19 protein-coding genes and 1 tRNA gene are annotated in these 21,735 nt (G+C 70.5%); 7 read left to right on the forward strand and 13 right to left on the reverse strand.

Translation table 11 applies throughout. The features are described from left to right. Positions 1-79: 79 nt before the first annotated feature. The 6 genes from pknB to ACWDAG_RS15855 all read right to left on the reverse strand — a co-directional run bounded on the left by pknB (position 80) and on the right by ACWDAG_RS15855 (position 8,218). A complete protein-coding gene (pknB, locus tag ACWDAG_RS15830) occupies positions 80-2,062 on the reverse strand; it encodes a Stk1 family PASTA domain-containing Ser/Thr kinase (protein ID WP_450696155.1) in 1,983 nt (660 codons plus the stop codon). 168 nt (positions 2,063-2,230) lie between these two features. After that, positions 2,231-3,721: a penicillin-binding transpeptidase domain-containing protein gene (locus ACWDAG_RS15835; protein WP_450696156.1), complete on the reverse strand. Its 1,491-nt coding sequence runs from the start codon at positions 3,719-3,721 to the stop codon at positions 2,231-2,233. Then, the gene (locus tag ACWDAG_RS15840; RefSeq protein ID WP_450696157.1) at positions 3,718-5,160 is read right to left on the reverse strand and encodes an FtsW/RodA/SpoVE family cell cycle protein; all 1,443 of its coding nucleotides are present in this window, start codon (positions 5,158-5,160) and stop codon (positions 3,718-3,720) included. Before ACWDAG_RS15840 ends, ACWDAG_RS15835 begins: the two co-directional genes overlap by 4 nt. A 27-nt stretch (positions 5,161-5,187) precedes the next feature. Beyond that, positions 5,188-6,738 (reverse strand): Stp1/IreP family PP2C-type Ser/Thr phosphatase, encoded by a 1,551-nt coding sequence (locus ACWDAG_RS15845; RefSeq protein WP_450696329.1) that lies wholly within the window; start codon positions 6,736-6,738, stop codon positions 5,188-5,190. A gap of 90 nt (positions 6,739-6,828) precedes the next feature. Beyond that, positions 6,829-7,344 (reverse strand): FHA domain-containing protein FhaB/FipA, encoded by a 516-nt coding sequence (locus tag ACWDAG_RS15850; RefSeq protein ID WP_450696158.1) that lies wholly within the window; start codon positions 7,342-7,344, stop codon positions 6,829-6,831. Positions 7,345-7,354: 10 nt separating this feature from the next. Then, entirely contained in the window at positions 7,355-8,218 is an 864-nt protein-coding gene (locus ACWDAG_RS15855) for an FhaA domain-containing protein (protein ID WP_450696159.1), read from the reverse strand. 552 nt (positions 8,219-8,770) lie between these two features. Here ACWDAG_RS15855 and ACWDAG_RS15860 point away from each other — a divergent pair. The 4 genes from ACWDAG_RS15860 (at position 8,771) to ACWDAG_RS15875 (ending at position 11,897) form a co-directional block, all read left to right on the forward strand. Further along, positions 8,771-8,857, forward strand: a tRNA-Leu gene (locus ACWDAG_RS15860). Positions 8,858-9,109: 252 nt separating this feature from the next. Beyond that, positions 9,110-10,495 (forward strand): DUF2252 domain-containing protein, encoded by a 1,386-nt coding sequence (locus tag ACWDAG_RS15865; RefSeq protein ID WP_450696330.1) that lies wholly within the window; start codon positions 9,110-9,112, stop codon positions 10,493-10,495. A gap of 146 nt (positions 10,496-10,641) precedes the next feature. Further along, positions 10,642-11,493, forward strand: coding sequence for a J domain-containing protein (locus ACWDAG_RS15870; protein ID WP_450696160.1), 852 nt, complete (start codon positions 10,642-10,644; stop codon positions 11,491-11,493). A gap of 74 nt (positions 11,494-11,567) precedes the next feature. Next, positions 11,568-11,897, forward strand: a complete 330-nt coding sequence (locus ACWDAG_RS15875; RefSeq protein WP_450696331.1) for a rhodanese-like domain-containing protein — start codon at positions 11,568-11,570, stop codon at positions 11,895-11,897. Between the two features lie 19 nt (positions 11,898-11,916). Here the strand turns inward: ACWDAG_RS15875 and ACWDAG_RS15880 are convergent, their stop codons facing one another. From ACWDAG_RS15880 to paaA, 6 genes are all read right to left on the reverse strand, one after another. Then, positions 11,917-13,050, reverse strand: a complete 1,134-nt coding sequence (locus tag ACWDAG_RS15880) for an acyl-CoA dehydrogenase family protein (RefSeq protein ID WP_450696161.1) — start codon at positions 13,048-13,050, stop codon at positions 11,917-11,919. A gap of 104 nt (positions 13,051-13,154) precedes the next feature. Beyond that, on the reverse strand, positions 13,155-14,216 hold the full coding sequence (locus ACWDAG_RS15885; protein WP_450696162.1) for a 2Fe-2S iron-sulfur cluster-binding protein: 1,062 nt from the start codon (positions 14,214-14,216) through the stop codon (positions 13,155-13,157). Then, positions 14,216-14,731 (reverse strand): 1,2-phenylacetyl-CoA epoxidase subunit PaaD, encoded by a 516-nt coding sequence (gene paaD / locus ACWDAG_RS15890; protein WP_450696332.1) that lies wholly within the window; start codon positions 14,729-14,731, stop codon positions 14,216-14,218. Before paaD ends, ACWDAG_RS15885 begins: the two co-directional genes overlap by 1 nt. Continuing rightward, complete coding sequence (gene paaC / locus ACWDAG_RS15895; RefSeq protein WP_450696163.1) at positions 14,728-15,447, reverse strand: 1,2-phenylacetyl-CoA epoxidase subunit PaaC; 720 nt, start codon at positions 15,445-15,447, stop codon at positions 14,728-14,730. The genes paaD and paaC overlap by 4 nt, the downstream gene beginning before the upstream one ends. After that, complete coding sequence (gene paaB / locus ACWDAG_RS15900; protein ID WP_057606276.1) at positions 15,444-15,731, reverse strand: 1,2-phenylacetyl-CoA epoxidase subunit PaaB; 288 nt, start codon at positions 15,729-15,731, stop codon at positions 15,444-15,446. Before paaB ends, paaC begins: the two co-directional genes overlap by 4 nt. Then, positions 15,728-16,750, reverse strand: a complete 1,023-nt coding sequence (gene paaA, locus ACWDAG_RS15905; RefSeq protein WP_450696164.1) for a 1,2-phenylacetyl-CoA epoxidase subunit PaaA — start codon at positions 16,748-16,750, stop codon at positions 15,728-15,730. Before paaA ends, paaB begins: the two co-directional genes overlap by 4 nt. 305 nt (positions 16,751-17,055) lie before the next feature. Here paaA and ACWDAG_RS15910 point away from each other — a divergent pair, with 305 nt between their 5' ends. From ACWDAG_RS15910 to ACWDAG_RS15920, 3 genes are all read left to right on the forward strand, one after another. Then, positions 17,056-17,949, forward strand: coding sequence for a DUF5819 family protein (locus ACWDAG_RS15910; protein ID WP_450696165.1), 894 nt, complete (start codon positions 17,056-17,058; stop codon positions 17,947-17,949). Then, positions 17,946-19,160 (forward strand): HTTM domain-containing protein, encoded by a 1,215-nt coding sequence (locus ACWDAG_RS15915; RefSeq protein ID WP_450696166.1) that lies wholly within the window; start codon positions 17,946-17,948, stop codon positions 19,158-19,160. The genes ACWDAG_RS15910 and ACWDAG_RS15915 overlap by 4 nt, the downstream gene beginning before the upstream one ends. 67 nt (positions 19,161-19,227) lie before the next feature. Beyond that, the gene (locus ACWDAG_RS15920) at positions 19,228-19,992 is read left to right on the forward strand and encodes a TrmH family RNA methyltransferase (protein WP_450696167.1); all 765 of its coding nucleotides are present in this window, start codon (positions 19,228-19,230) and stop codon (positions 19,990-19,992) included. Here ACWDAG_RS15920 and paaN read toward each other — a convergent pair. Next, the gene (gene paaN / locus ACWDAG_RS15925; RefSeq protein ID WP_450696168.1) at positions 19,989-21,680 is read right to left on the reverse strand and encodes a phenylacetic acid degradation protein PaaN; all 1,692 of its coding nucleotides are present in this window, start codon (positions 21,678-21,680) and stop codon (positions 19,989-19,991) included. The two genes, ACWDAG_RS15920 and paaN, sit on opposite strands and share 4 nt — an antisense overlap. Positions 21,681-21,735: the final 55 nt, after the last annotated feature.

The following is a 21,735-nucleotide window of genomic DNA, read 5'->3' on the forward strand; positions in this document are numbered from 1 at the left end:
CCGTCCCCTGCTCGGGCGGCAGACAGACGAGCCCCTGCCGGGAAGCCCGGCAGGGGCCCATAAATCGGGGTCCGGTGGGTCAGCCGTTCGTGCCGCCGAGGAAGTTGGTGCCGCCGTCGTTTCCGCCGTTGTTGCCGTTCCCGCCGATGGTCTGCAGGTTGACCGGTGTGCCCTGGTTGACCGTGCTGCCCGGGGGCGGGTCCGAGGCGACGACGATGGCGTTGTCGTCCTGGGAGCCGTTGATGTTGCCGACCTGGAGACCCGCCTGCTGAAGGGCGTTCTTGACGTCCTTCAGCCTCTGGCCCTGGATGTTGTTCGGCACCTGGACCTGGTTGTTCTGCTTCTGGCCGATGTTGATCTGCACCGCGGTGTTCTTCTTGACCGGGGTGCCGATCGACGGGTTGGTCGAGATGGCCTTGTTGACCTGGTTGTCGTCGGTGGTGGGTGCGTTGACGCAGTTGCCGTTGAGGCCGACGGCCTGCAGTGCGGACTTGGCGTCGTCGCAGCTCTTGCCGGTGACGTCGGGCACAGCGACGGTCTCGGGGGCCTTGGCGATGGTGAGGGTGATGGTGGAGCCCTTCTCCTTCTCCGAGCCGCCCCTCGGGTCCTGGGAGAGGACGAGGCCAGGGGTCTGGTCGGACTCCTGGGGCTTCTGATCGACATGGAAGCCCTTGTTCTCGAGCTGGGTCTTCGCCTGGTCGAACTGCAGGCGCGTGACATCCGGAACAAGCACCTTCGGAGCGCCCGTCGACACCACGAGGTTGACCGCCTCCCCCTTCTTGAGGCTGGCGCCCTTGCCCGGGTCTTGGTCACAGACATTGCCCTTGCTCTGGGCCTCGCAGGGCTGCCTCTTGATCGTCCCGACCTTGAGGCCGATGTTGTCCAGCTGACTCTTGGCGTCGCTCTCCTTCAGACTGACCAGGTTGGGTACATCCACCTTGTCGTTGCCGACGCCGCCGTTCCCGCTGAACGCGTACTTCCCGATCAGGATCGCGCCCACCAGCACCAGAATCCCCGCCACGACCAGCAGGATCGTCGACGTGTTGGACTTCTTCTGGCGGCGGCGGGAGCGGTCGTCGTAGCCGTAGCCGCCGTCGTCCGGGTTCATCGGGGGCAGCATCGACGTGGCGCCGGCGTCCGTGGCGCGCAGGGCCGTGGTCGGCTGGTCGTCGGGGTAGCCGCCGTAGCCGACCGAGCCCATGGCCGCCGTGGCCGCGACGGGCTGGCCGTCGAGGCAGGCCTCGATGTCGGCGCGCATCTCGTCGGCGGACTGGTAGCGGTAGTTCGGGTCCTTGACCAGGGCCCTCAGGACGATGGCGTCCATCTCGGGCGTGATCTCGGGGTCGAAGACGGAGGGGGGCTGGGCTTCCTCACGTACGTGCTGGTACGCGACGGCGACCGGGGAGTCCCCCACGAACGGGGGTCGTACGGTCAGGAGCTCGTAGAGCAGGCAGCCGGTCGAATAGAGGTCGGACCGGGCGTCGACCTGCTCGCCCTTCGCCTGCTCCGGTGACAGGTACTGCGCGGTGCCGATGACGGCGGCCGTCTGCGTCATCGTCATGCCGGAGTCGCCCATGGCGCGGGCGATGCCGAAGTCCATGACCTTGACCTGGCCGTTGCGCGTCAGCATGACGTTGGCCGGCTTGATGTCGCGGTGGACGATGCCGCTGCGGTGGGCGTACTCCAGACCCTGGAGGATGCCGATGGTCATCTCCATCGCGCGCTCGGGCAGGAGCTTGCGGCCGGAGTGGAGGAGTTCGCGGAGCGTGGAGCCGTCCACGTACTCCATCACGATGTACGGGATCGAGACCCCGTCGATGTAGTCCTCGCCCGTGTCGTAGACCGCGACGATCGCGGGATGGTTGAGCGAGGCGGCCGACTGGGCCTCCCGGCGGAACCGGGCCTGGAAGGAAGGGTCGCGTGCGAGGTCCGCGCGCAGTGTCTTCACCGCCACCTGGCGCCCGAGGCGGGTGTCATGCGCGAGGTAGACCTCCGCCATGCCACCACGACCGAGCACCTGGCCCAGTTCGTACCGGCCGCCGAGGCGACGCGGCTCTTCCATAGCTCCTACCAGCCCTCTCCGTCGGTCCCGACTCACACGTGCGTGCGGCCGGAGGCTGCCGTCCGGGCCTACCGTACCCGGCTAGCTTTGTGTGACCTGGCTAAGTGCGTCACCCGATACAGGACCGGTATCGCAACGTGCACCGTTGTGAAGGGGACGTGAGCGGGGTCACTTCTTGGAGTTGATGACCGCCTCCATCACGCTCTTCGCGATCGGGGCCGCGAGGCCGCCGCCGGAGATGTCGTCACGGTTGGCGTTGTCGTCCTCGATGACCACGGCCACGGCGACCGGTGAGCTGTCGTCGGGGAGCTTGGCGTAGGAGATGAACCAGGCGTACGGGTTCTCGCTGTTCTCCACGCCGTGCTGGGCGGTACCGGTCTTGCCGCCGACGGTGACACCGCCGCCGATCTGGGCCTTGGTGCCGGTGCCCTCCTTGACGACCGTCTCCATCATCGACTGCAGGATCTGCGCGTTCTTCGCCGACAGGGGCTGGCTGAGCTCCTGCGGGTCGGTCTGCGCGATGGTGTCCAGGTTGGACGACTGCAGCTTGTCGACCATGTACGGCTTCATCAGCTTGCCGTTGTTGGCGACCGCGGAGGCGACCATGGCCATCTGCAGCGGGGTCGCTGCGGTGTTGTACTGGCCGATCGAGGACAGCGCGGTCTGCGAGGGGTTCATGTTCTCGGAGAACACCGATGCGCTGGAGCGGACCGGCGTGAACTGCTCGGCGTCAAAACCGAACTTCTTCGCCTCGGCGAGCATCTTGTCGTTGCCGAGGTCCGAGCCGATCTTGCCGAAAACGGTGTTGCAGGAGTACCGCAGCGCGATCCGCATCGTCGCGTTCTTGCAGGGGATGTTGCCCTCGTTCTTCAGCTCCGTCGTGGTGCCCTTCATGATGTAGGGCAGCGGCGAGTCGGTGGCCTGGTCGGCGGAGTTGTACAGCCCGTTCTCCAGCGCGGCCGCGGCCGTGACCACCTTGAAGGTGGAGCCCGGCGGGTAGGTCTCGCGCAGCGCCCGGTTGAGCATCGGGTCGGCCTTGTTGTTCTTCTTCTGCAGCGCGAGCCAGTTCTTGGAGTCCGTCGACGTGGAGTTCCCGGCGAACGACGAGGGGTCGTACGACGGGTAGGAGGCCAGCGCCAGGATCTTGCCGGTGGACGGGTCGAGCGCGGCGACGGCGCCCTTGCCGCCCTGGGACTTCAGACCGTTGTAAGCGGCCTTCTGCGCGGCGGCGTTGAGAGTGGTGACGACGTTGCCGCCCGCCTTCTCCTTGCCCGTGATCATGTCGAGGGTGTTGCGGAAGAAGAGCCGGTCGTCGGTGCCGGAGAGGATGCCGTCGTCGATGCTCTCCAGCTGGGTGGCGCCGAAGGCCTGCGAGGCGAACCCGGTGACCGGCGCCCACATGGGACCGTTCTTGTAGGTGCGCTTGTACTTCAGGTCGTTGAGGCCGCTGGTGCTGGTCGTGGTGGACCCGGTGATGGGTTCGCCGTCGACCACGATGTCGCCGCGCGGGGTGGAGTAGCGGGCGATGGTGACACGGCGGTTCAGCTTGTCGTCCTTGAGGCTGTCGGCCTTGACGTACTGGAGCCAGTTGTCGCGGACGAGCAGGGCGAGGACGAGCAGGCCGCAGAAGATCGCGATCCGGCGCAGGGGCTTGTTCATGACGGGCGGACCACCTGGGTCATCTCGGCGTCGGGGTTGCCGGCGGGCGCGGGCGCCGGGCGGCGGGCGGTGTCGCTGATCCTGATCAGGATGCCGATCAGGGCCCAGTTGGCCAGTACGGAGGAGCCGCCGTACGCCACGAACGGCATCGTCATACCGGTCAGCGGGATGAGGCCCATGACACCGCCCGCGACGACGAAGACCTGGAGGGCGAAGGCGCCGGACAGGCCGACGGCGAGGAGCTTGCCGAACGGGTCGCGGGCGGCGAGGGCGGTGCGTACGCCGCGCTCCACGATCAGGCCGTAGATGAGCAGGACCGCCATGACGCCGGCCAGGCCGAGTTCCTCGCCGAAGGTGGCGAGGATGAAGTCGGAGTTGGCGGCGAAGCGGATCAGGTCGGAGTGGCCCTGGCCGAGGCCGGTGCCGAGGGTGCCGCCGGAGCCGAAGGCCCACAGCGCCTGCATCGACTGCTCGGAGTGACCGGCCACCCCCTGCTGGCTGAGTTTGTACTCCTTCAACGGGTTGAGCCAGGCCTGGACGCGCTGCTGGACGTGCGGTTCGAAGCTGGCCACGCCGACCGCGCCGGCCGCGGACATCAGCAGACCGAAGACGATCCAGCTGGTCCGCTCGGTGGCGACGTACAGCATGATGACGAACATTCCGAAGAACAGCAGCGAGGTACCGAGGTCGGTCTCGAAGACCAGGATGAGGATCGACATCAGCCAGACGACGAGGATGGGTCCCAGGTCGCGGCCGCGCGGCAGGTACAGGCCCATGAAGCGGCGGCTCGCGAGCGCCAGGGCGTCGCGCTTGACCATCAGGTAGCCGGCGAAGAAGACGGCGAGGGCGATCTTCGCGAACTCACCGGGCTGCAGGGAGCCGAGGCCCGGGACGCGGATCCAGATCTTCGCGCCGTAGATGTTGGCGCCGAGACCGGGCACCAGCGGCAGGACGAGCAGGACCAGCGCGCCGAACATGGAGATGTAGGTGTAGCGCTGCAGGACGCGGTGGTCCTTGAGGAAGATCAGCACGACGACGAACAGGGCGATGCCCAGGGCGGTGTACAGCAGCTGGCGGGGCGCGGCCGTGAAGTAGTTGGGCAGCGACTGCAGCAGCTTGGACTGGTCGAGGCGCCAGATGACGACGAGCCCGAGTCCGTTGAGCAGCGTGGCCAGGGGAAGCAGCAGCGGATCGGCGTACGGGGCGAACTTCCGTACGGCGAGATGGCCGACGCCCGCCAGGAGGCCGAGTCCGAGGCCGTAGCTCAGCAGCCCGGCCGGCACCTTGTCGTCGATGGCCAGGCCCACGTTGGCGTAGGCGAAGACCGGGATGACGACGGCGAACAGCAGCAGCGCGAGCTCGGTGTTCCGCCGGCTCGGTGCGCCGATCGCGCCGATCGTGGACGTATGGTGCGTCGGTGTGTTGGTAGTACTGCTCATCGTGTGACAGGGCCTCTCACGGCTTGCCTACTGCTTACCGCACAGCGAGACGACCTTCTGCTCATCCTCCGAGAGGGTGGGGCCGGGGCTGGGGGTGGGTGCGGTCGCTGATGTGGACGGGGTCGGTGAGGTCGAGGGGCTCGGTGATGCCTTGGACGTGAGGGAGGTCTTGGTGGTTCCCGTGGTGCCGCCCGCCTGGCCCGTGCCGGTCTTCGAGTTGTTCTTGCTCTCGGCCGCCTGACGCTCGGACTCCTTCTTGCATGCGGAGGCCTGCACCGAAAGGTCGTTGATCTTCGACTGGGCGCCGGTCAGGCTGCCCTCGGCGATCGTGGCCTTGACCTGCTTCTGCTGGTACGGAGGCAGGTACTTGAGTTCGATCTCGGGGTGGTCCCTCTCCACCTTGGAGAGGGAGACCCAGGCCAGGTCCTGGCTGATGCCCCGGTACAGCGCGACGTGCTCGTCCTTGGTGCCGACGTAGTACTGGGTCTGCGTCCAGCGCCAGCCGCCGTACAGGCCGCCGCCGACGACGGCGAGGGCGAGCACGAGGTAGAAGGATCTCTTCGCCCACTTGCGGCCCTTGCGGGGTTTGACGAAGTCGTCGTCGGTGTAGTCGCCGAAGCTGCCCGCGGGGATGTAGCCGGTGGTGTCGCCGGAGCCGGGCGGGCCGAACTCGCCGCCGCCTCCGTGACCCTGGCGGCCGAGGCCGGAGGCGCGGCCTGCCGGGGTCTCCATGAAGCCGGGGTCGTGCAGGTGGTTCTGGTTCTCGGCGACAGCGCCGACCACGACCGGGGTGTCGGAGAGCTGCCCGGCGAGGGTGTCCCCGGTGTCCAGGTCCAGTACGTCGGCGACGATGACGGTGATGTTGTCGGGGCCGCCGCCGCGCAGCGCGAGCTGGATCAGCTCCTGCACGGTCTCCTGGGGGCCCTGGTAGCTGGCGAGGGTCTCCTCGAGGGTCTGGTGGGAGACGACGCCGGACAGTCCGTCGGAGCAGATCAGATAGCGGTCGCCGGCGCGGACCTCACGGATGGAGAGGTCCGGCTCGACGTGTTCGCCGCTGCCGAGCGCCCGCATCAGCAGGGAGCGTTGGGGGTGGGTGGTGGCCTCTTCCTCGGTGATGCGGCCCTCGTCGACGAGGCGCTGCACCCAGGTGTGGTCCTGGGTGATCTGGGTGAGGACTCCGTCGCGGAGCAGGTAGGCGCGTGAGTCGCCGACGTGGACGAGGCCGAGTCGCTGGCCGGTCCACAGGAGGGCGGTGAGCGTGGTGCCCATGCCCTCGAGCTGGGGGTCCTCCTCGACCATGGAGCGCAGCTGGTCGTTGGCGCGCTGTACGGCGGTGCCGAGGGAGGTGAGGATGTCGGAGCCCGGCACGTCGTCGTCGAGGGCGACGATGGTGGAGATGGCCTCGGAGGAGGCGACCTCGCCGGCGGCGGCGCCGCCCATGCCGTCGGCGATCGCGAGCAGGCGCGGACCGGCGTATCCGGAGTCCTCGTTGCCCTCGCGGATCATGCCTTTGTGCGATCCGGCGGCAAAGCGCAGTGACAGACTCATGCGCACCTCGCCCGTCGGCTCCGGGTACATCCGCACGGTGCCCACCCTCCGGTCGGGAGCGCGCCGGAGCCCGTGGTGGGGGCCGCCGCTGCGTGCTCGCTCCGCTCGCTCATTGTCGTACTACTTCCGCAGCTCGATGACTGTCTTGCCGATGCGGATCGGCGCGCCCAGCGGAATCGGCGTGGGGGTCGTCAGCCGGCTCCGGTCGAGGTATGTGCCGTTGGTGGAGCCCAGGTCCTCGACGATCCACTGGCCGTCGCGGTCCGGGTAGATCCTGGCATGGCGGCTGGAGGCGTAGTCGTCGTCCAGCACGATCGTGCTGTCGTGCGCCCGGCCCAGAGTGATGGTCTGGCCCTGGAGCGCGACGGTCGTGCCGGTGAGGGTGCCCTCGGACACGACGAGTTTGGTGGGGGCGTTGCGGCGCTGGCGGCCGCCGGCAGCCTGCTGACGCTGCTGCGGGGGCGCGGCCTGCTGGCGGGCGGCCTGCTGGGGCCGTGCGGCCTCGCGCCTGGAGCCGCGCTGGGTGACGCGCGTACCGAACAGGTCGCTGCGGATGACCTGCACGGCCACGATCACGAACAGCCACAGTACGGCCAGGAAACCCAGCCGCATGACCGTGAGGGTCAGCTCTGACATTGCCCCCGCTTCACCCTTCGGCTTGCCGGTAAATGATGGTGGTGCTGCCCACGACGATCCGCGAGCCGTCGCGGAGCGTAGCGCGGGTGGTGTGCTGCCCGTCCACCACGATGCCGTTGGTGGACCCGAGATCCTGGATCGTCGAGGGCGTTCCGGTCCGGATCTCACAGTGCCGGCGGGAGACGCCGGGGTCGTCGATCCGCACGTCGGCTTCGGTGCTGCGGCCCAGCACCAGCGTCGGGCGGGAGATCTGATGGCGGGTGCCGTTGATCTCGATCCAGTGGCGGGTGCGGGAGCCGGGCTGCGGTGCGCCGACCGGGCCGCCCGCGCCGGGACGCTGGCCGTAGGGCGCGGCGCCGGGGCGCGCGCCGGGCGGCGGCGCGGCAGGCATCGGCGGGGCGCCCGCGGGTGCGGCGGCCGGCGGGTAGCCGTACCCTCCGCCGGGGCGGCCCGCGGACCCGGCCGGCGGAGCGGCGGGTGCGGGAGCCTGCTGGCTGCTGGAGGAGGCGAGCGTACGGCTGCGCACCCGGTACAGGCCGGTGTCGAGGTCGTCCGCCTTCTCCAGGTGGACCTTGATGGGTCCCATGAACGTGTAGCGCTGCTGCTTGGCGTAGTCGCGCACCATGCCGGCGAGCTCGTCACCGAGCTGGCCGGAGTAGGGGCTGAGCCGCTCGAAGTCCGGGGTGCTCAGCTCCACGATGAAGTCGTTGGGCACGACCGTCCGGTCGCGGTTCCAGATGGTCGCGTTGTTGTCGCACTCACGCTGGAGCGCTCCGGCGATCTCCACAGGCTGGACCTCGGACTTGAACACCTTGGCAAAGGTGCCGTTGACCAGACCTTCGAGACGCTGCTCGAACTTCTTCAGGACTCCCATGAGGCACCTCCTCCGATGTCGCTTCCGTCCAGTGTCCCGGCTGGCGGGCGCTGCCTTGCCTGGTACTGCTTACTGATCGTATCCACGCGCGGGTGAATCAGCTGGTTCCCCCTGTCGGCCCGGTCGACGGGTGTCGACGCCCGACGAAGTTCCCTCCGGAGGTTCCCTCCGAAGCTGCCCTTCGAACTCCTCCCACGCACTCCTTCTGCCCAGGATCGTAGAGGTGGCCGCAGACCAGTGTCCCGCACCTGACTGTGGACCCTGCCCGGCTCCGGGGGAGACGGGCAGTACCGGTACGAGGTTGATACGTGAACCGGTACGTGTTGATACGGAGCGGAGGGCTTCGCGGGCGGGTCGTTCGCGTGCCGTTGGTTCGCAGGTCGCGTGGCGGGACGGAGCGTGGGGCGGCGGGTCGACGACCGGACGACACGTCCGTGCTGGTGGGCGGCTGCCCAGGGATAAGGGATGTGAACCCACCCCTGCCCGCGTGCTAATGTTCTGGGTGTCGGAAGGCGCCAGCCCAAAGGGCCCAAGCCGGAGGACACACCCAATGCGCGGGTGGCGGAATAGGCAGACGCGCTGGATTCAGGTTCCAGTGCCCGCAAGGGCGTGGGGGTTCAACTCCCCCCTCGCGCACCAGCCGAAAGCCCCAGGTCTTTGACCTGGGGCTTTCGCGTTGTCCGGGGTGGTGTGAGGCGCGTTACCCGGTGAGGACAATCACATGGCCCGCCGAGCCGGTCCCGGGCGGTGTTTTCCACAGGTGCGGAGTTGTCCACAGGGTCTGACGCGCGTCGGCCACCGGCTGTACGGTCTGCACGAGTTGATGTTCGTGGGTATGCGGGGGAGGCGGTTGGTGTGACCGGAATCGGAGAGGCAGCGGCGGGGTCGGGCATGCGGCGGCTTCCGCGCGTGCGGGGCTTCGCCGAGTGGCCCGCGGAGGGGTCGCCCAAGGACGAGGGCAAGGCGCTGCGCAAGCGGGTGCCGCGCAGTGCGCACTCCGCGCTCGACCTCGACGGCTCCCGCCCGCACGCGGCCGACGCGGTCGAGGAGTCCCACCGCGGCCGGATCGCCGAGCTCACCCCGATACGCGCGGGCCGGATGGCGGCCACGCCCTTCGCCTTCCTGCGCGGCTCCGCCGGCCTCATGGCGTACGACCTGGCGCGCACCCCCATGACCCGGATCCGCGCGCAGATCTGCGGCGACGCGCATGCCGCCAACTTCGGCCTGTACGGCGATGCGCGCGGTGACCTGGTCATCGACCTCAACGACTTCGACGAGACCGTCCACGGCCCCTGGGAGTGGGACCTCAAGCGGCTCGCCGCCTCGCTCGTGCTCGCCGGCCGGGAGGCCGGCGCCGACGAGGACCAGTGCCGCAAGGCGGCCTACGACGCGACCGGCGCCTACCGCCGCACCGTGCGACTGCTCGCCAAGCTGCCGGTGCTGGACGCGTGGAACGCCATCGCGGACGAGGAACTCGTCTCCCACACCGACGCCCACGACCTGCTCGGCACGCTGGAGCGGGTCTCCGAGAAGGCGCGGGCCAATACCAGCGGGCGCTTCGCGGCGAAGTCGACCGAGCAGGTCGAGGACGGCGGGCGGCGTTTCGTGGAGGCGCTGCCGGTGCTGCGGCGGGTGCCGGACGCGGAGGCCGCGGCGGTGGCGGCGGCCCTTGAGCAGTACGTGACGACGCTCTCCGAGGACCGGCTCCCGCTGCTGGCCCGGCATGCGGTGCACGACGTCGCCTTCCGGGTCGTCGGCACGGGCAGCGTCGGCACACGGTCGTACGTCGTGCTGCTCCTGGACCACCGGGGGCAGCCGCTCGTCCTCCAGGTGAAGGAGGCCCGCCCCTCGACGCTGGTGCCGCACCTGGTGACCGCGGGCTTCGAGGCGCCGGAGGTGGAGCACGAGGGCCGCCGAGTGGTTCTCGGGCAGAAGCGCATGCAGGTCGTCAGCGACATCCTGCTGGGGTGGACGACGGTGGAGGGACGGCCCTTCCAGGTACGGCAGTTCCGCAACCGCAAGGGCAGCGTCGACCCGGCGGCGCTGGCCGCCGACCAGATAGACGACTACGGGCGCATGACCGGGGCGCTCCTGGCCCGCGCGCACTCCCACAGCGCCGACCCGCGGCTGGTCGCCGGGTACTGCGGCAAGAGCGAGGAACTGGACGAGGCGATCGCCGACTTCGGTGTCGCCTATGCCGACCGCACGGAGGCCGACCACGCCGATCTGGTGGCGGCGGTGCGGGCGGGGCGGATCGCTGCGGAGATGGGGGTGTGAGGGGCTTGTGAGAGGTGTGTCTGCGGGTGGCGGCCGTTGAATGGCGTGCTCGCAGGGGGGGCGGAGGGGGAGGGAGGGGGGAGGGGCCCCGAAGCGATGACCTTGCGCCGCGGTGGCCACCCTCGCAGTGGCCTACGCTGGGTCGGGTGACGAGCCCGGAAGCTGAGCATGAGCAGGCTGGCGGTGCCGCCGGCGAGGCGCAGGCGACGCCCGAGGACGGTGCGCCGCGTCCCGAGGAGCGGCTGGAGCGGGCCGTGCGGGCCGCCGAGCAGGCGCTGATCGAGTACGAGATCGCTGTCGAGACCTTCCGCGTGGAGGTCGAGAACTTCTCCCGGCTGCACCATCAGAAGCTCGGCCCTATGTACGCCCGCCTCGACGAACTGGACGCGCAGATCGCCGAGGCCCGGGCCGCCCGCACCGGCGACCCCGAGGACCGGCGCAAAGCGGACGAGGCCAGGGCCCGGGTGCTGCCGATGCCCGGCGTCGAGGAGTTGTTCCACGGCTGGATGGACGGGGAGGGGCTCTTCCCGGAGGCCGTGGCGATGCTCACGGACCAGCCCGTGCGGCCCCCGCAGCGGGTGCGCCCCAGCGACGAGGCCCGCAAGCTTTATCGCGAGCTGGCCCGCAAGGCCCATCCCGACCTGGCCCAGGACGACACCGAGCGAGCCCGGCGCGAGGAGTTCATCACCCGCGTCAACGCCGCCTACGCCCGGGGCGACGAGCTTCTGCTGCGCGAGCTGGCCGAGGAGTGGGCCAAGGGCCCGGCGCCCCAGGAGCGCGGTCCGAGCCGCAGCGAGGAGCTCTACGCCCGCCTCGAATGGCTCGCCCAGCGCAAGGAACTGCTCTCGCTGGTCGCGAAGGAGCTGGAGGAGAGCGCGATCGGCGCGATGCTGCGGCTGGCGCCGGACGATCCCGACCGGCTCCTGGAGGAGATCGCCGAGAAGCTCCTGGCCGATGTGTCCCAGCGCGAGGCGGAGCTGGCCGAGCTGCTGGGGTAGCCCCGCCGCTCGGGCGGCCGGTTCCGTGCCCGGCCGCGTCGGGTAGCGTCTTGGGCATGCATTTCGGAGCTGGTGTGCCCACGGTCGAGGTCTCGGACCTCAAGGACGGCGACTTCCTGCTGGACGTCCGCGAGGACGACGAGTGGCAGGCGGGTCACGCCGAAGGGGCCCTGCACATTCCCATCAGTGATTTCGTCGCCCGGTACGGCGAGCTGACCGAGGCCGCGCCGCAGGACGGCCGGGTCAACGTGATCTGCCGTTCGGGCGGCCGCTCGGCGCAGGTCGCGATGTACCTCGTGCAGCAGGGCATCGACGCCGTGAACGTCGACGGCGGCATGCAGGTGTGGGCGGCCGTGGGCCGCCCGGTCGTGACGGACGAGGGGCAGCCCGGGTTCGTCCTGTAGCTCGCGGCGGCCGGGGCGGTCAGCCCAGCGGGTGGGCCGCCAGCAGGTCGCCTAGGACCTCCTCGTGCGCCGCCGGCGGGCCGAGCTGCAGCTCCAGGTGCTTGGCCCAGGCGTGGTAGCGGTGCAGCGGGTACTCGACGTCCGCCCCGAACCCGCCGTGCAGATGCTGTGCCGTCTGCACGACCCGCCGTACGCCCTCCGAAGCCCAGATCTTGGCGACGGCGACGTCACCGGAGGCGGGCAGGACGCCGGGTGCCCCGGAGGCGATCCGCCACGCGGCCTGCCACAGCGTGGCCTCCATCGCGCGCAGGTCGATGTACCGGTCGGCGGCCTGCACCGCGACGGCCTGGAACGTGGCGACGGGGTGTCCGAACTGCTCCCGTTTGCCGGTGTATTCGCTGGTCATCGTGAGGACCCGTTCGCCGAGGCCGAGGGCCAGGGCGCAGGTCCCGGTGGTCAGCAGTTCGCGCAGCCACCCCCAGGCGCCGTCGGCGTCGATGACGTCACGCTCCGGGATCCGTGCGGACTGCAGACGCAGTTCGCCGAGCCGCTCGCCGGTGGTGGAGACCTGCTCGCCGAGTTCGACGCCCGGGTGGATGCGGGGGATCACGGCGAGGAGGGTGCGGTCGGCGGTCGTATGGGCGGGTACGACGACGAAGTCGGCGGTGTGAGCCCACGGCACGGCGGTCTGCATCCCGTCCAGGACCCACTGGTCGCCCTCCTGCCGTGCGGTCACGGCGAGTTCGGCCGGGTCGTGGCCGCTGCGGCCGTTCGCGGCGACGGTCAGCACGGCCTCGCCCCGCCCCGCGCGGGCGAGCAGCGCCGCCTTCAACTCCTCGCCGCCGTATGCCTGTACGGCTGCTGCGGCCGCGCTGGTCTCCAGCAGCGGAACGCGCGCCAGTACCCTGGCCGACTCACGCAGCACCAGGCAGAGGGCGATGGCGTCCAGGCCCGCCCCGCCGTACTCCGTGCCGAGCAGCAGGCTCAGCAGGTCCGCTTCGGCGAGCCTGGTCCACAGTGCGCGGTCGAAGTCGTCGGCGACGGGGCCGGGGACGAGTGAGGGGCTGGGCACCGCGTCCGGCTCGACCCCGGCGAACACCCCCCGCGCCGCCTCGGCCGCCGCCTGCTGCTCCTCGGTGAAGGTGAAGTCCACGGTCCTGTCCCTCCGGAGAGTCCGCTGATCTGACGGACAGTCAAGATAGAACAGGTTCTAGAAGAAGGGAACGGTGCGCCGACTCCGGAACCCTGGCCGTGGGTTCAGCGGTCGAAGTCCAGCTCCACCTTCTCCGTCACCGGATGCGACTGGCACGCCAGCACATATCCCGCCTCCGTCTCCTCCGGCTCCAGCGCGAAGTTGCGGTCCATGCGCACCTCGCCGGTGACCAGGAAGGCCCGGCATGTGCCGCACACCCCGCCCTTGCAGGCGTAGGGCGCGTCGGGCCGGTTGCGCAGGACCGTCTCCAGCAGGGACTCGCCGTCCTGGACGGGCCAGGTCCCGCCGCGGCCGTCGAGCCGGGCGGTGACCGTGCTGTGCGCGGGGGCCGTCGCGGCGGGTACGGGGGCGGCGGCATCCACGTGGAAGATCTCCTCGTGGATACGCGTGCGCGTGACACCGAGCCCGCGCAGGGCCCGCTCGGCGCCTTGGACCAGCCCGAACGGCCCGCACAGGAACCATCCCGCCACCTGCTCCACCGGCAGCAGCGCCGGCAGCAGCCCGGTCAGCCGGTCCTGGTCGAGCCGCCCGGACGGCAGCCCTGCCTGCTGTTCCTCCCGGGACAGCACCGTCACCAACTGCAGCCGCCCCGGATACCGGTCCTTCAGATCGGCGACCTCGTCCAGGAACATCGTCGAGGCGGCCGTACGGTCGCTGCGTATCAGACAGAACCGGGCTTCCGGCTCGCGCGCCAGCAGCGTCGAGACGATCGACAGCACCGGCGTGATGCCACTGCCGCCGACGATCGCCGCGTACAGGCCGGGCGCGGGGTCGAGGGTGAAGCGGCCGGCCGGGGTCATCACCTCCAGCTCGTCGCCGATGCCGATCTCCTTGAGCGCAAACGTCGAGAAGGCTCCGCCCTCGACCAGGCGCACGCCGACCCGCAGGGTGCGCGGGCCCTCGGCGTCGGGTGCCGGTGCCGGGGAGCAGATGGAGTACGTGCGCCGGATCTCCTCCCCGTCGACCAGGCGTCGCAGGGCGAGGTGCTGCCCCGGGGCGTGCCGGTACTCCTCGCGCAGCTCCCGGGGCACGGCGAGGGTGAGGGCCACGGAGTCGTCGGTGAGCCGGTCGACCGCCGCCACCCGGAGCGTGTGGAAGCGGGCCATCACAGCTCCTTGAAGTGGTCGAAGGGTTCACGGCAGGCCAGACAGCGCCGCAGCGCCTTGCAGGCGGTGGAGGAGAAGCGGCTGAGCAGTTCGGTGTCGGCGCTGCCGCAGTGCGGGCAGTGCACCGGCTCCAGCGTGCGGGTGGGGCCCAGCGACACGGGGACGGGACCGGAAACCTCGCGCACACGCGGGGGAGCTATCCCGAACTCCCGCAGTTTGCGCCGCCCTTCGGCCGTGATGTCGTCCGTCGACCAGGCGGGCCGCAGCACCGTGCGGACGGTGACGTCCCGCATGCCGTGCGCCTGCAGCACTCGCTCTATGTCCAGGGACATCGCCTCGATGGCCGGGCAGCCCGTGTAGGTGGGCGTCAGCTCGACCTCGACCGCGTCCGCGCCGCGCACATGCACCGCGCGCAGGACGCCGAGCTCCTGGAGGGTGAGCACGGGCAGTTCGGGGTCGGGCACCGAACCGGCGATCTCGAGGAGTTCGGACTCCAGGGCGGTGGTCGTCGTCACCATGACGCCCCCGGGTGGCTGCGGTGCAGGTGCTGCATCTCGGCGAGCATCCGGCCGAAGGACTCGGTGTGCACGCCCTGACGGCCCGCGCCGGCCGTCCACGCCCCGGCGCGCGGTCCCTCGGGGACCGTCAGGGTCGCGCGGTGCAGCACGGCCCGGACGGACTCCAGCCAGGCCGTCTCCAACCCGGCCGGGTCGACGTCCAGGCCGTCCACCGGCTGGAACATCTCGCCGGTGAACCGCCACAGGGCCGTGCACGCGCGCTGCATGCGTTCGTGGCCGGTCTGTGTGCCGTCGCCGAGCCGCAGGGTCCACTGTTCGGCGTGGTCGCGGTGGTAGGCGACCTCCTTGACGGCCTTTGCGGCGAGGCCGGCGAACGGGCCGTCCGTGGCGGCCAGTTCGGCGTACAGCAGGTGCTGGTAGGTGGAGAAGTAGAGCTGGCGGGCGATGGTGTGGGCGAAGTCGCCGTTCGGCTGTTCCACCAGCTGGAGGTTGCGGAAGGCGCGCTCCTCGCGCAGATACGCCAGCTCGTCCTCGTCGCCCACTGTCGACAGCAGCACGCGGGCCTGACCGAGCAGGTCCAGCGCGATGTTGGCGAGGGCGACCTCCTCCTCCAGGACGGGGGCATGGCCCGCCCATTCGCCGAGGCGGTGCGAGAGCACCAGGGCGTCGTCGCCGAGGGCGAGGGCGGCGGTCGCGGGGACTGTCGTCGTCACAGGTGCTTCACCCCCTCCGGGATCTCGTAGAACGTCGGATGCCGGTACGGCTTGTCGGCGGCCGGCTCGAAGAACGGGTCCTTCTCGTCCGGGGAGGACGCGGTGATCGCGGACGACGGGACGACCCAGATCGAGACGCCCTCACCGCGGCGGGTGTACAGGTCGCGGGCGTTGCGCAGGGCGAACTCCGCGTCCGGCGCGTGCAGGCTGCCGGCGTGGGTGTGCGAGAGGCCGCGGCGCGAGCGCACGAAGACCTCCCACAGGGGCCAGTCGGTGTTCGTCATGCTCGCTTCGCTCCTGTCTCGCCGGGCTTGCTCGTCCCACCGGTGCTGCTGGTGTGCTTGGCCGCGTAGGCCGCGGCCGACTCCCGTACCCACGCGCCTTCTTCGTGTGCGCGCCTGCGCTGGGTGATCCGCTGCTCGTTGCACGGGCCGTTGCCCTTGAGGACTTCCTTGAACTCCGTCCAGTCGATCGGGCCGAAGTCGTAGTGGCCCCGCTCCTCGTTCCACCTCAGGTCCGGGTCGGGGAGGGTGAGGCCCAGTGACTCGGCCTGCGGGACGCAGATGTCGACGAAGCGCTGGCGCAGCTCGTCGTTCGAATGCCGCTTGATCTTCCACGTCATCGACTGTGCGGAGTGCGCCGACTCGTCGTCGGGCGGACCGAACATCATCAGGGACGGCCACCACCAGCGGTTCACCGCGTCCTGCGCCATCGCCCGCTGCTCGGGGGTGCCGCGGCCGAGGGCCAGCAGCAGCTCGTACCCCTGGCGCTGGTGGAAGGACTCCTCCTTGCAGATGCGGACCATCGCGCGCGCGTACGGGCCGTAGGAGCAGCGACACAGCGGGACCTGGTTGGTGATCGCGGCGCCGTCCACCAGCCAGCCGATCGCGCCGACGTCCGCCCAGGTCAGCGTCGGGTAGTTGAAGATCGAGGAGTACTTCTGGCGGCCGGAGTGGAGCTTGTCGAGCAGCTCGTCGCGGCTGGTGCCGAGGGTCTCGGCCGCGCTGTACAGATAGAGCCCGTGTCCGGCCTCGTCCTGGACCTTGGCCATCAGGATCGCCTTGCGGCGCAGGGAGGGCGCGCGGGTGATCCAGTTGGCCTCCGGCTGCATGCCGATGATCTCGGAGTGGGCGTGCTGGGCCATCTGCCGGACCAGCGTCGCGCGATAGGCGTCGGGCATCCAGTCGCGCGGCTCGATGCGCTCGTCGGCGGCCACGGCCGCGTCGAAGGCGCGCTCGTACGCACCGCTGTCGGCGGTGTCCTCCGCGGTGCCGTACGCCTGGTGCGCGGCTGCTGTCGCCATGCGGTCCCCCTCGACCTGGGCTCTGTCCGGAGCTGGCTCCCGACCGATCGTTCGGTTCGTGCGATTCCATGGTGGGACTGGCGCCGTAAGGTGTCAACCGCTGTGGATAACGTGTGGGCGTGTCCTGTGGACAAACGGGGTGACCTCGCGTACGCCGCGACGAGGTCGGCCCGGCAGGGGCTGTGCCGCGCGGGCAGGCCTGAGTACCGTGCCCGTGCGAGCGTGGTGGCGCGGTGCGTACACGCGGTACGGCGCCCCGCGGCCGGGCGGCCGGAAGACGGACTGGGATGGGGAGACGGGGCGGAATGGACGCGTACGGCACAGACTCGGAGGTCCGGCACGGGCCGGACGGGCCATCCAGCCCGGGCGGTGCGCCCGCGCCGGATGCTCCACCTGTGCCGGACAGGTCGCCTGTGCCGGACACCCCGTCCGAGCCGGCCGGGCCGGACCCGGCGGACGATCCGCAGGACGCCTCACTGGACGCCGCCGTACTCGGTTCCGGCGCCTCGGCCCTCCCGGTCGCTCCCGCCCCCGGCCCGTACGCCGAACCCCGCACCGGGGTGGCCGCTCTCTCCCTGCGCTACCAGATCGGCGCCGCGCTGGCGCTCGCCGTCGTCGCCGTCGTCGTCTGTGTGCATGTCGGGATGGTGTTTCTGCATGTCGCGCCGTCGAACACGCTGACCAAGGCGCACGGCAAGGCGATCGACGACTGGATCTACCCGGAGTTCGAGCAGAACTGGAAGCTCTTCGCGCCGAATCCGCTGCAGCAGAACATCGCCGTCCAGGTCCGCGCCGAGGTGCAGGAGAAGAACGGCGAGGTGCGGAGCACCGGCTGGTACGACCTGTCCGCCCAGGACGGGCAGGCCATCGACGGCAATCTGCTGCCCAGCCACACCGAGCAGAACGAGCTGCGCCGGGCCTGGGACTTCTTCGTCGCCACGCACGACAGCAACAACCGTCCGGCGGGGCTTCGCGGCTCCCTCTCCGAGGCGTATCTGCGGCGCATAGTGGTGCTCCGCCTGGGCCGGGACGACGCGGCCGGGACGGGCGGGGTCATCGAGCAGGTCCAGGTCCGCTCCCGCACCACCAACGTGCCCCCGCCGAAGTGGAGCACCGAGAAGATCTCCGACAAACCCATGGACCGCGTGCTGCCCTGGTGGCCGGTCACGGCCGCCGACACCGACGGAGGCGCCCGGTGAACCGCTTCGCCCTCTCGGTCTCCTCCGCCATCGCCCGCATCACCGAATCGGCGCTCGGCCCCTACCAGTCCGCCGTGATCCGCATCGGCTTCAGCGCGACCTGGCTGCTGTTCCTGCTCCGCGAGTTTCCCCACCGTGAGGAGCTGTACGGCCCCGGCAGCCCGTGGAGCTGGGACCTCGCCCAGCAGCTGATCGCGTCCAACAGTGCCTTCACGGCCCTGATGTGGTCGGACGGCCGGGGCTGGTTCGAGTTCGTGTACGTGCTCGCAGCCCTCTCGGGCATCCTGCTGCTGCTCGGCTGGCGCACCCGCACCATGTCCGTGCTGTTCATGATCGGTGTGCTCTCGCTGCAGAACCGCAGCGTCTTCATGGGGGACGGCGGCGACAACGTCCTGCACCTGATGTCCGTGTACCTCGTGTTCACGCGCTGCGGCCAGGTCTGGTCGCTGGACGCACGGAGGGCAGAGCGTGCGCGTCGGGCACGCGCGCGTGGAGAGCAGGTTTCCGACCGGGTCGGCCCGGCACTGTGGACCGTGTTCGGGTTCGCACTGGTCGCGGTGACGGCGGGTGGTCGGTTCGACGGCGCCGATCTGATCGTGCCCGTGATCCTGTGGGGTGTCTGGCTCGCGCAGGCCGTGTGGTGGCTGGTCGGGCGCCGTGCGAAGAGCGGGGAGCCCAGGATCCTGCTGGACGTCGTCGCGAACATCGTGCACAACGGCGCCCTCTTCGTGATCATGACGGAGGCCTGTCTGATCTACGCGACGGCCGGCTGGTACAAGATCCAGGGCACGCGCTGGCAGGACGGCACCGCGGTCTACTACCCCCTCCACCTCGACTACTTCTCGCCCTGGCCCGGGCTCGCCGACCTGCTGTCGTCCAGCGGCACGATGGTGATGCTCGTGACGTACGGGACGGTCATCGTGCAGGTCGCCTTCCCGTTCACGCTGTTCAACCGACGGGTCAAGAACGTCCTGCTGGCGGCCATGATGACCGAGCACGCCGTGATCGCCGTCGTACTCGGCCTGCCCTTCTTCTCGCTGGCGATGATCGTGACGGACGCGGTCTTCCTGCCGACGTCGCTGCTTCACCGGCTGGGCGGTTGGGCGGCACGCGCGCGTGGCCGTGTCCTTGTCCGCGTGGGCCGTTCGACGTCGTCCGGGCCGGGCGCTCCGGAGAGCTCCGAGCCCGCGCAGGTGGGCTCCACGGCGTGAGACCTGCGTCCATGGCCCGTCCTCCGCGGGGCGAGCCCCGGCCCCCCGCGCACGTAGGCTGCACGCCATGACCGACCCCACCCCCGACCCCGTGACTGCCTGGCGCCGGATCGCAGGCAGCTGTGTGCTGCTCGACGGTTTTCACGCCCTCAAGCACGCCGTGCGTTTCGGAGCCGAGGTCCCGGTGGCGGTCACCGCCGACCGGCGGGTGGCGCTCGCCCTCGCCGACGAGCTCGCCCCCGATGTGCGGGACGCGCTGGACGGCCTTCTCACCGAGGTGCCGGAGCCGACGTACCGGAGTCTGGTGCCGCGCCCGCATCCCACCGCCGTCGCCGCCCTGGCCGTACGACCGTCCCGCGCGGCCAATCTGGAGAAGCTCGCGCACACGCCGCGCACCGCCCCCGTCGTGGTCCTCGACAACCCACGCAACCTCGGCAACGCGGGCGCCGTGATACGCCTGGCCGCCGGTTTCGGTGCGACCGGTGTGGTCACCACCGGCACGCTCGACCCATGGCACCCCACGGTGGTGCGCGGCGGCGCGGGGCTGCACTTCGCGACGGCGGTGGAACGGCTGGCCGTCGAGGAGCTGCCGGCAGGTCCGGTGTTCGCCCTGGACCCCGAGGGCGACGACATCCGGGGCGTCAAACTCCCGGACGACGCCGTCCTCGCGTTCGGATCCGAGCGCAGCGGCCTGTCCGCCGAACTACGCGCGCGTACCGACCACTTGCTGTCGCTGCCGATGCGCCCCCAGGTCTCCAGTTACAACCTCGCGACCAGTGTGGCCATGACGCTGTACCACTGGAGCGCCACCGGGGGCGCGATCAGTTCCTAGGCCTCGCGGCGCACCTCGACCACCCGGAAGCGGTTCGCGACGAACGCCCCGTCGCACAGCGCCGAGTTGGCCGCCGGGTTGCCCCCGGACCCGTGGAAGTCGGAGAAGGCGGCCGTCTGGTTGACGTACACCCCGCCCGTGAGGTTCAGCGACAGCTGGGCGGCCTCCTCCAGGCAGACCTCCTGGACCGTCCGCTCGACCTCCTCGTCGGTCGTGTACGCCCCGACCGTCATCGCGCCCTTCTCACGGATGGTGCGGCGCAGCAGCTCCGCCCCGTCCGCCGCCGAGTCGACCGCGACGGCGAAGGAGACCGGGCCGAAGCACTCGCTCATGTAGGCGGCCTCGTCGTCGGGCTTGGCGCCGTCCAGCTTCACGATCACGGGTGTCCGCACGACCGCGCCCGGGAACTCCGGGTTGCTGATCTCCCTGGAGGCCAGGGCGACTTCGCCCAGTCCGGCCGCCGCCTCCAGGCGGGCCTTCACGTCCGGGTTGACGATCGCGCCGAGCAGGGCGTTCGCGCGCGCGTCGTCGCCGAGGAGGCCGTCGACGGAGCGGGCGAGGTCGGCGACCACCTCGTCGAAGGTCTTGGGGCCCTCGTCGGTGCGGATGCCGTCGCGGGGGATCAGCAGGTTCTGCGGGGTCGTGCACATCTGGCCGCTGTACAGGGACAGCGAGAAGGCCAGGTTGGAGAGCATGCCCTTGTAGTTCGCCGTGGAGTCGACCAGCACCGTGTTGACGCCGGCCTTCTCCGTGTAGACCTGCGCCTGGCGGGCGTTGGCCTCCAGCCAGTCGCCGAACGCCGTCGAGCCCGTGTAGTCGATGATCTGGATCTCCGGGCGGGTGGCCAGCGTCTTGGCGATGCCCTCGCCCGGCCGCTCGGCGGCCAGCGCCACCAGGTTCGGGTCGAAGCCGGCCTCGGCGAGGACCTGGCGCGCGACCTGCACGGTGAGCGTGAGCGGCAGCACCGCGCGCGGGTGGGGCTTCACCAGGACCGCGTTGCCGGTGGCGAGGGACGCGAACAGGCCTGGATAGCCGTTCCACGTCGGGAAGGTGTTGCAGCCGATCAGCAGAGCGATCCCGCGCGGGACCGGCGTGAACTGCTTGGTGAGCGCGAGCGGGTCGCGCTTGCCCTGGGGCTTGGTCCACTCCGCGGTGTCGGGCGTGCGGACCTGTTCCACGTACGCGTACGCCACCGCCTCCAGGCCGCGGTCCTGGGCGTGCGGGCCGCCCGCCTGGAACGCCATCATGAAGGCCTGGCCGGAGGTGTGCATGACCGCGTGCGCGAACTCGTGCGTCCGGTCGCTGATCCGACCCAGGATCTCCAGACACACCACCGCGCGCGCCTCCGCGCCGGCGTCGCGCCATGCGCGCTGTCCGGCCTTCATGGCGGGCAGCAGCTCGTCGACGTCCGCGTGCGGGTAGGTCACGCCCAGCTCGATGCCGTACGGCGAGACCTCGGCGCCCACCCAGTCGTCCGTGCCGGGCTGGCCGAGGTCGAGGCGGGTGCCCAGGAGGGCGTCGAAGGCGGCCTTGCCCGCGGCCGCGTCCAGGCTGCCGTTCTCGCCGTACGCCTTGGGGTGTTCGGGGTGCGGGGACCAGTACGCGCGTGTGCGGATCGCTTCCAGCGCCTGGTCGAGGGTGGGCCGGTGCTTGGCGATCAGGTCGCGGGTGGTCAGTTCGGCGGCCATGCGGGACCAACTCCTCGTCTTGAGAACTCTTCGTCGAGCTCATGACCTGGCAGAA

The sequence above is a fragment of the Streptomyces sp. NPDC001157 genome (assembly GCF_053598255.1).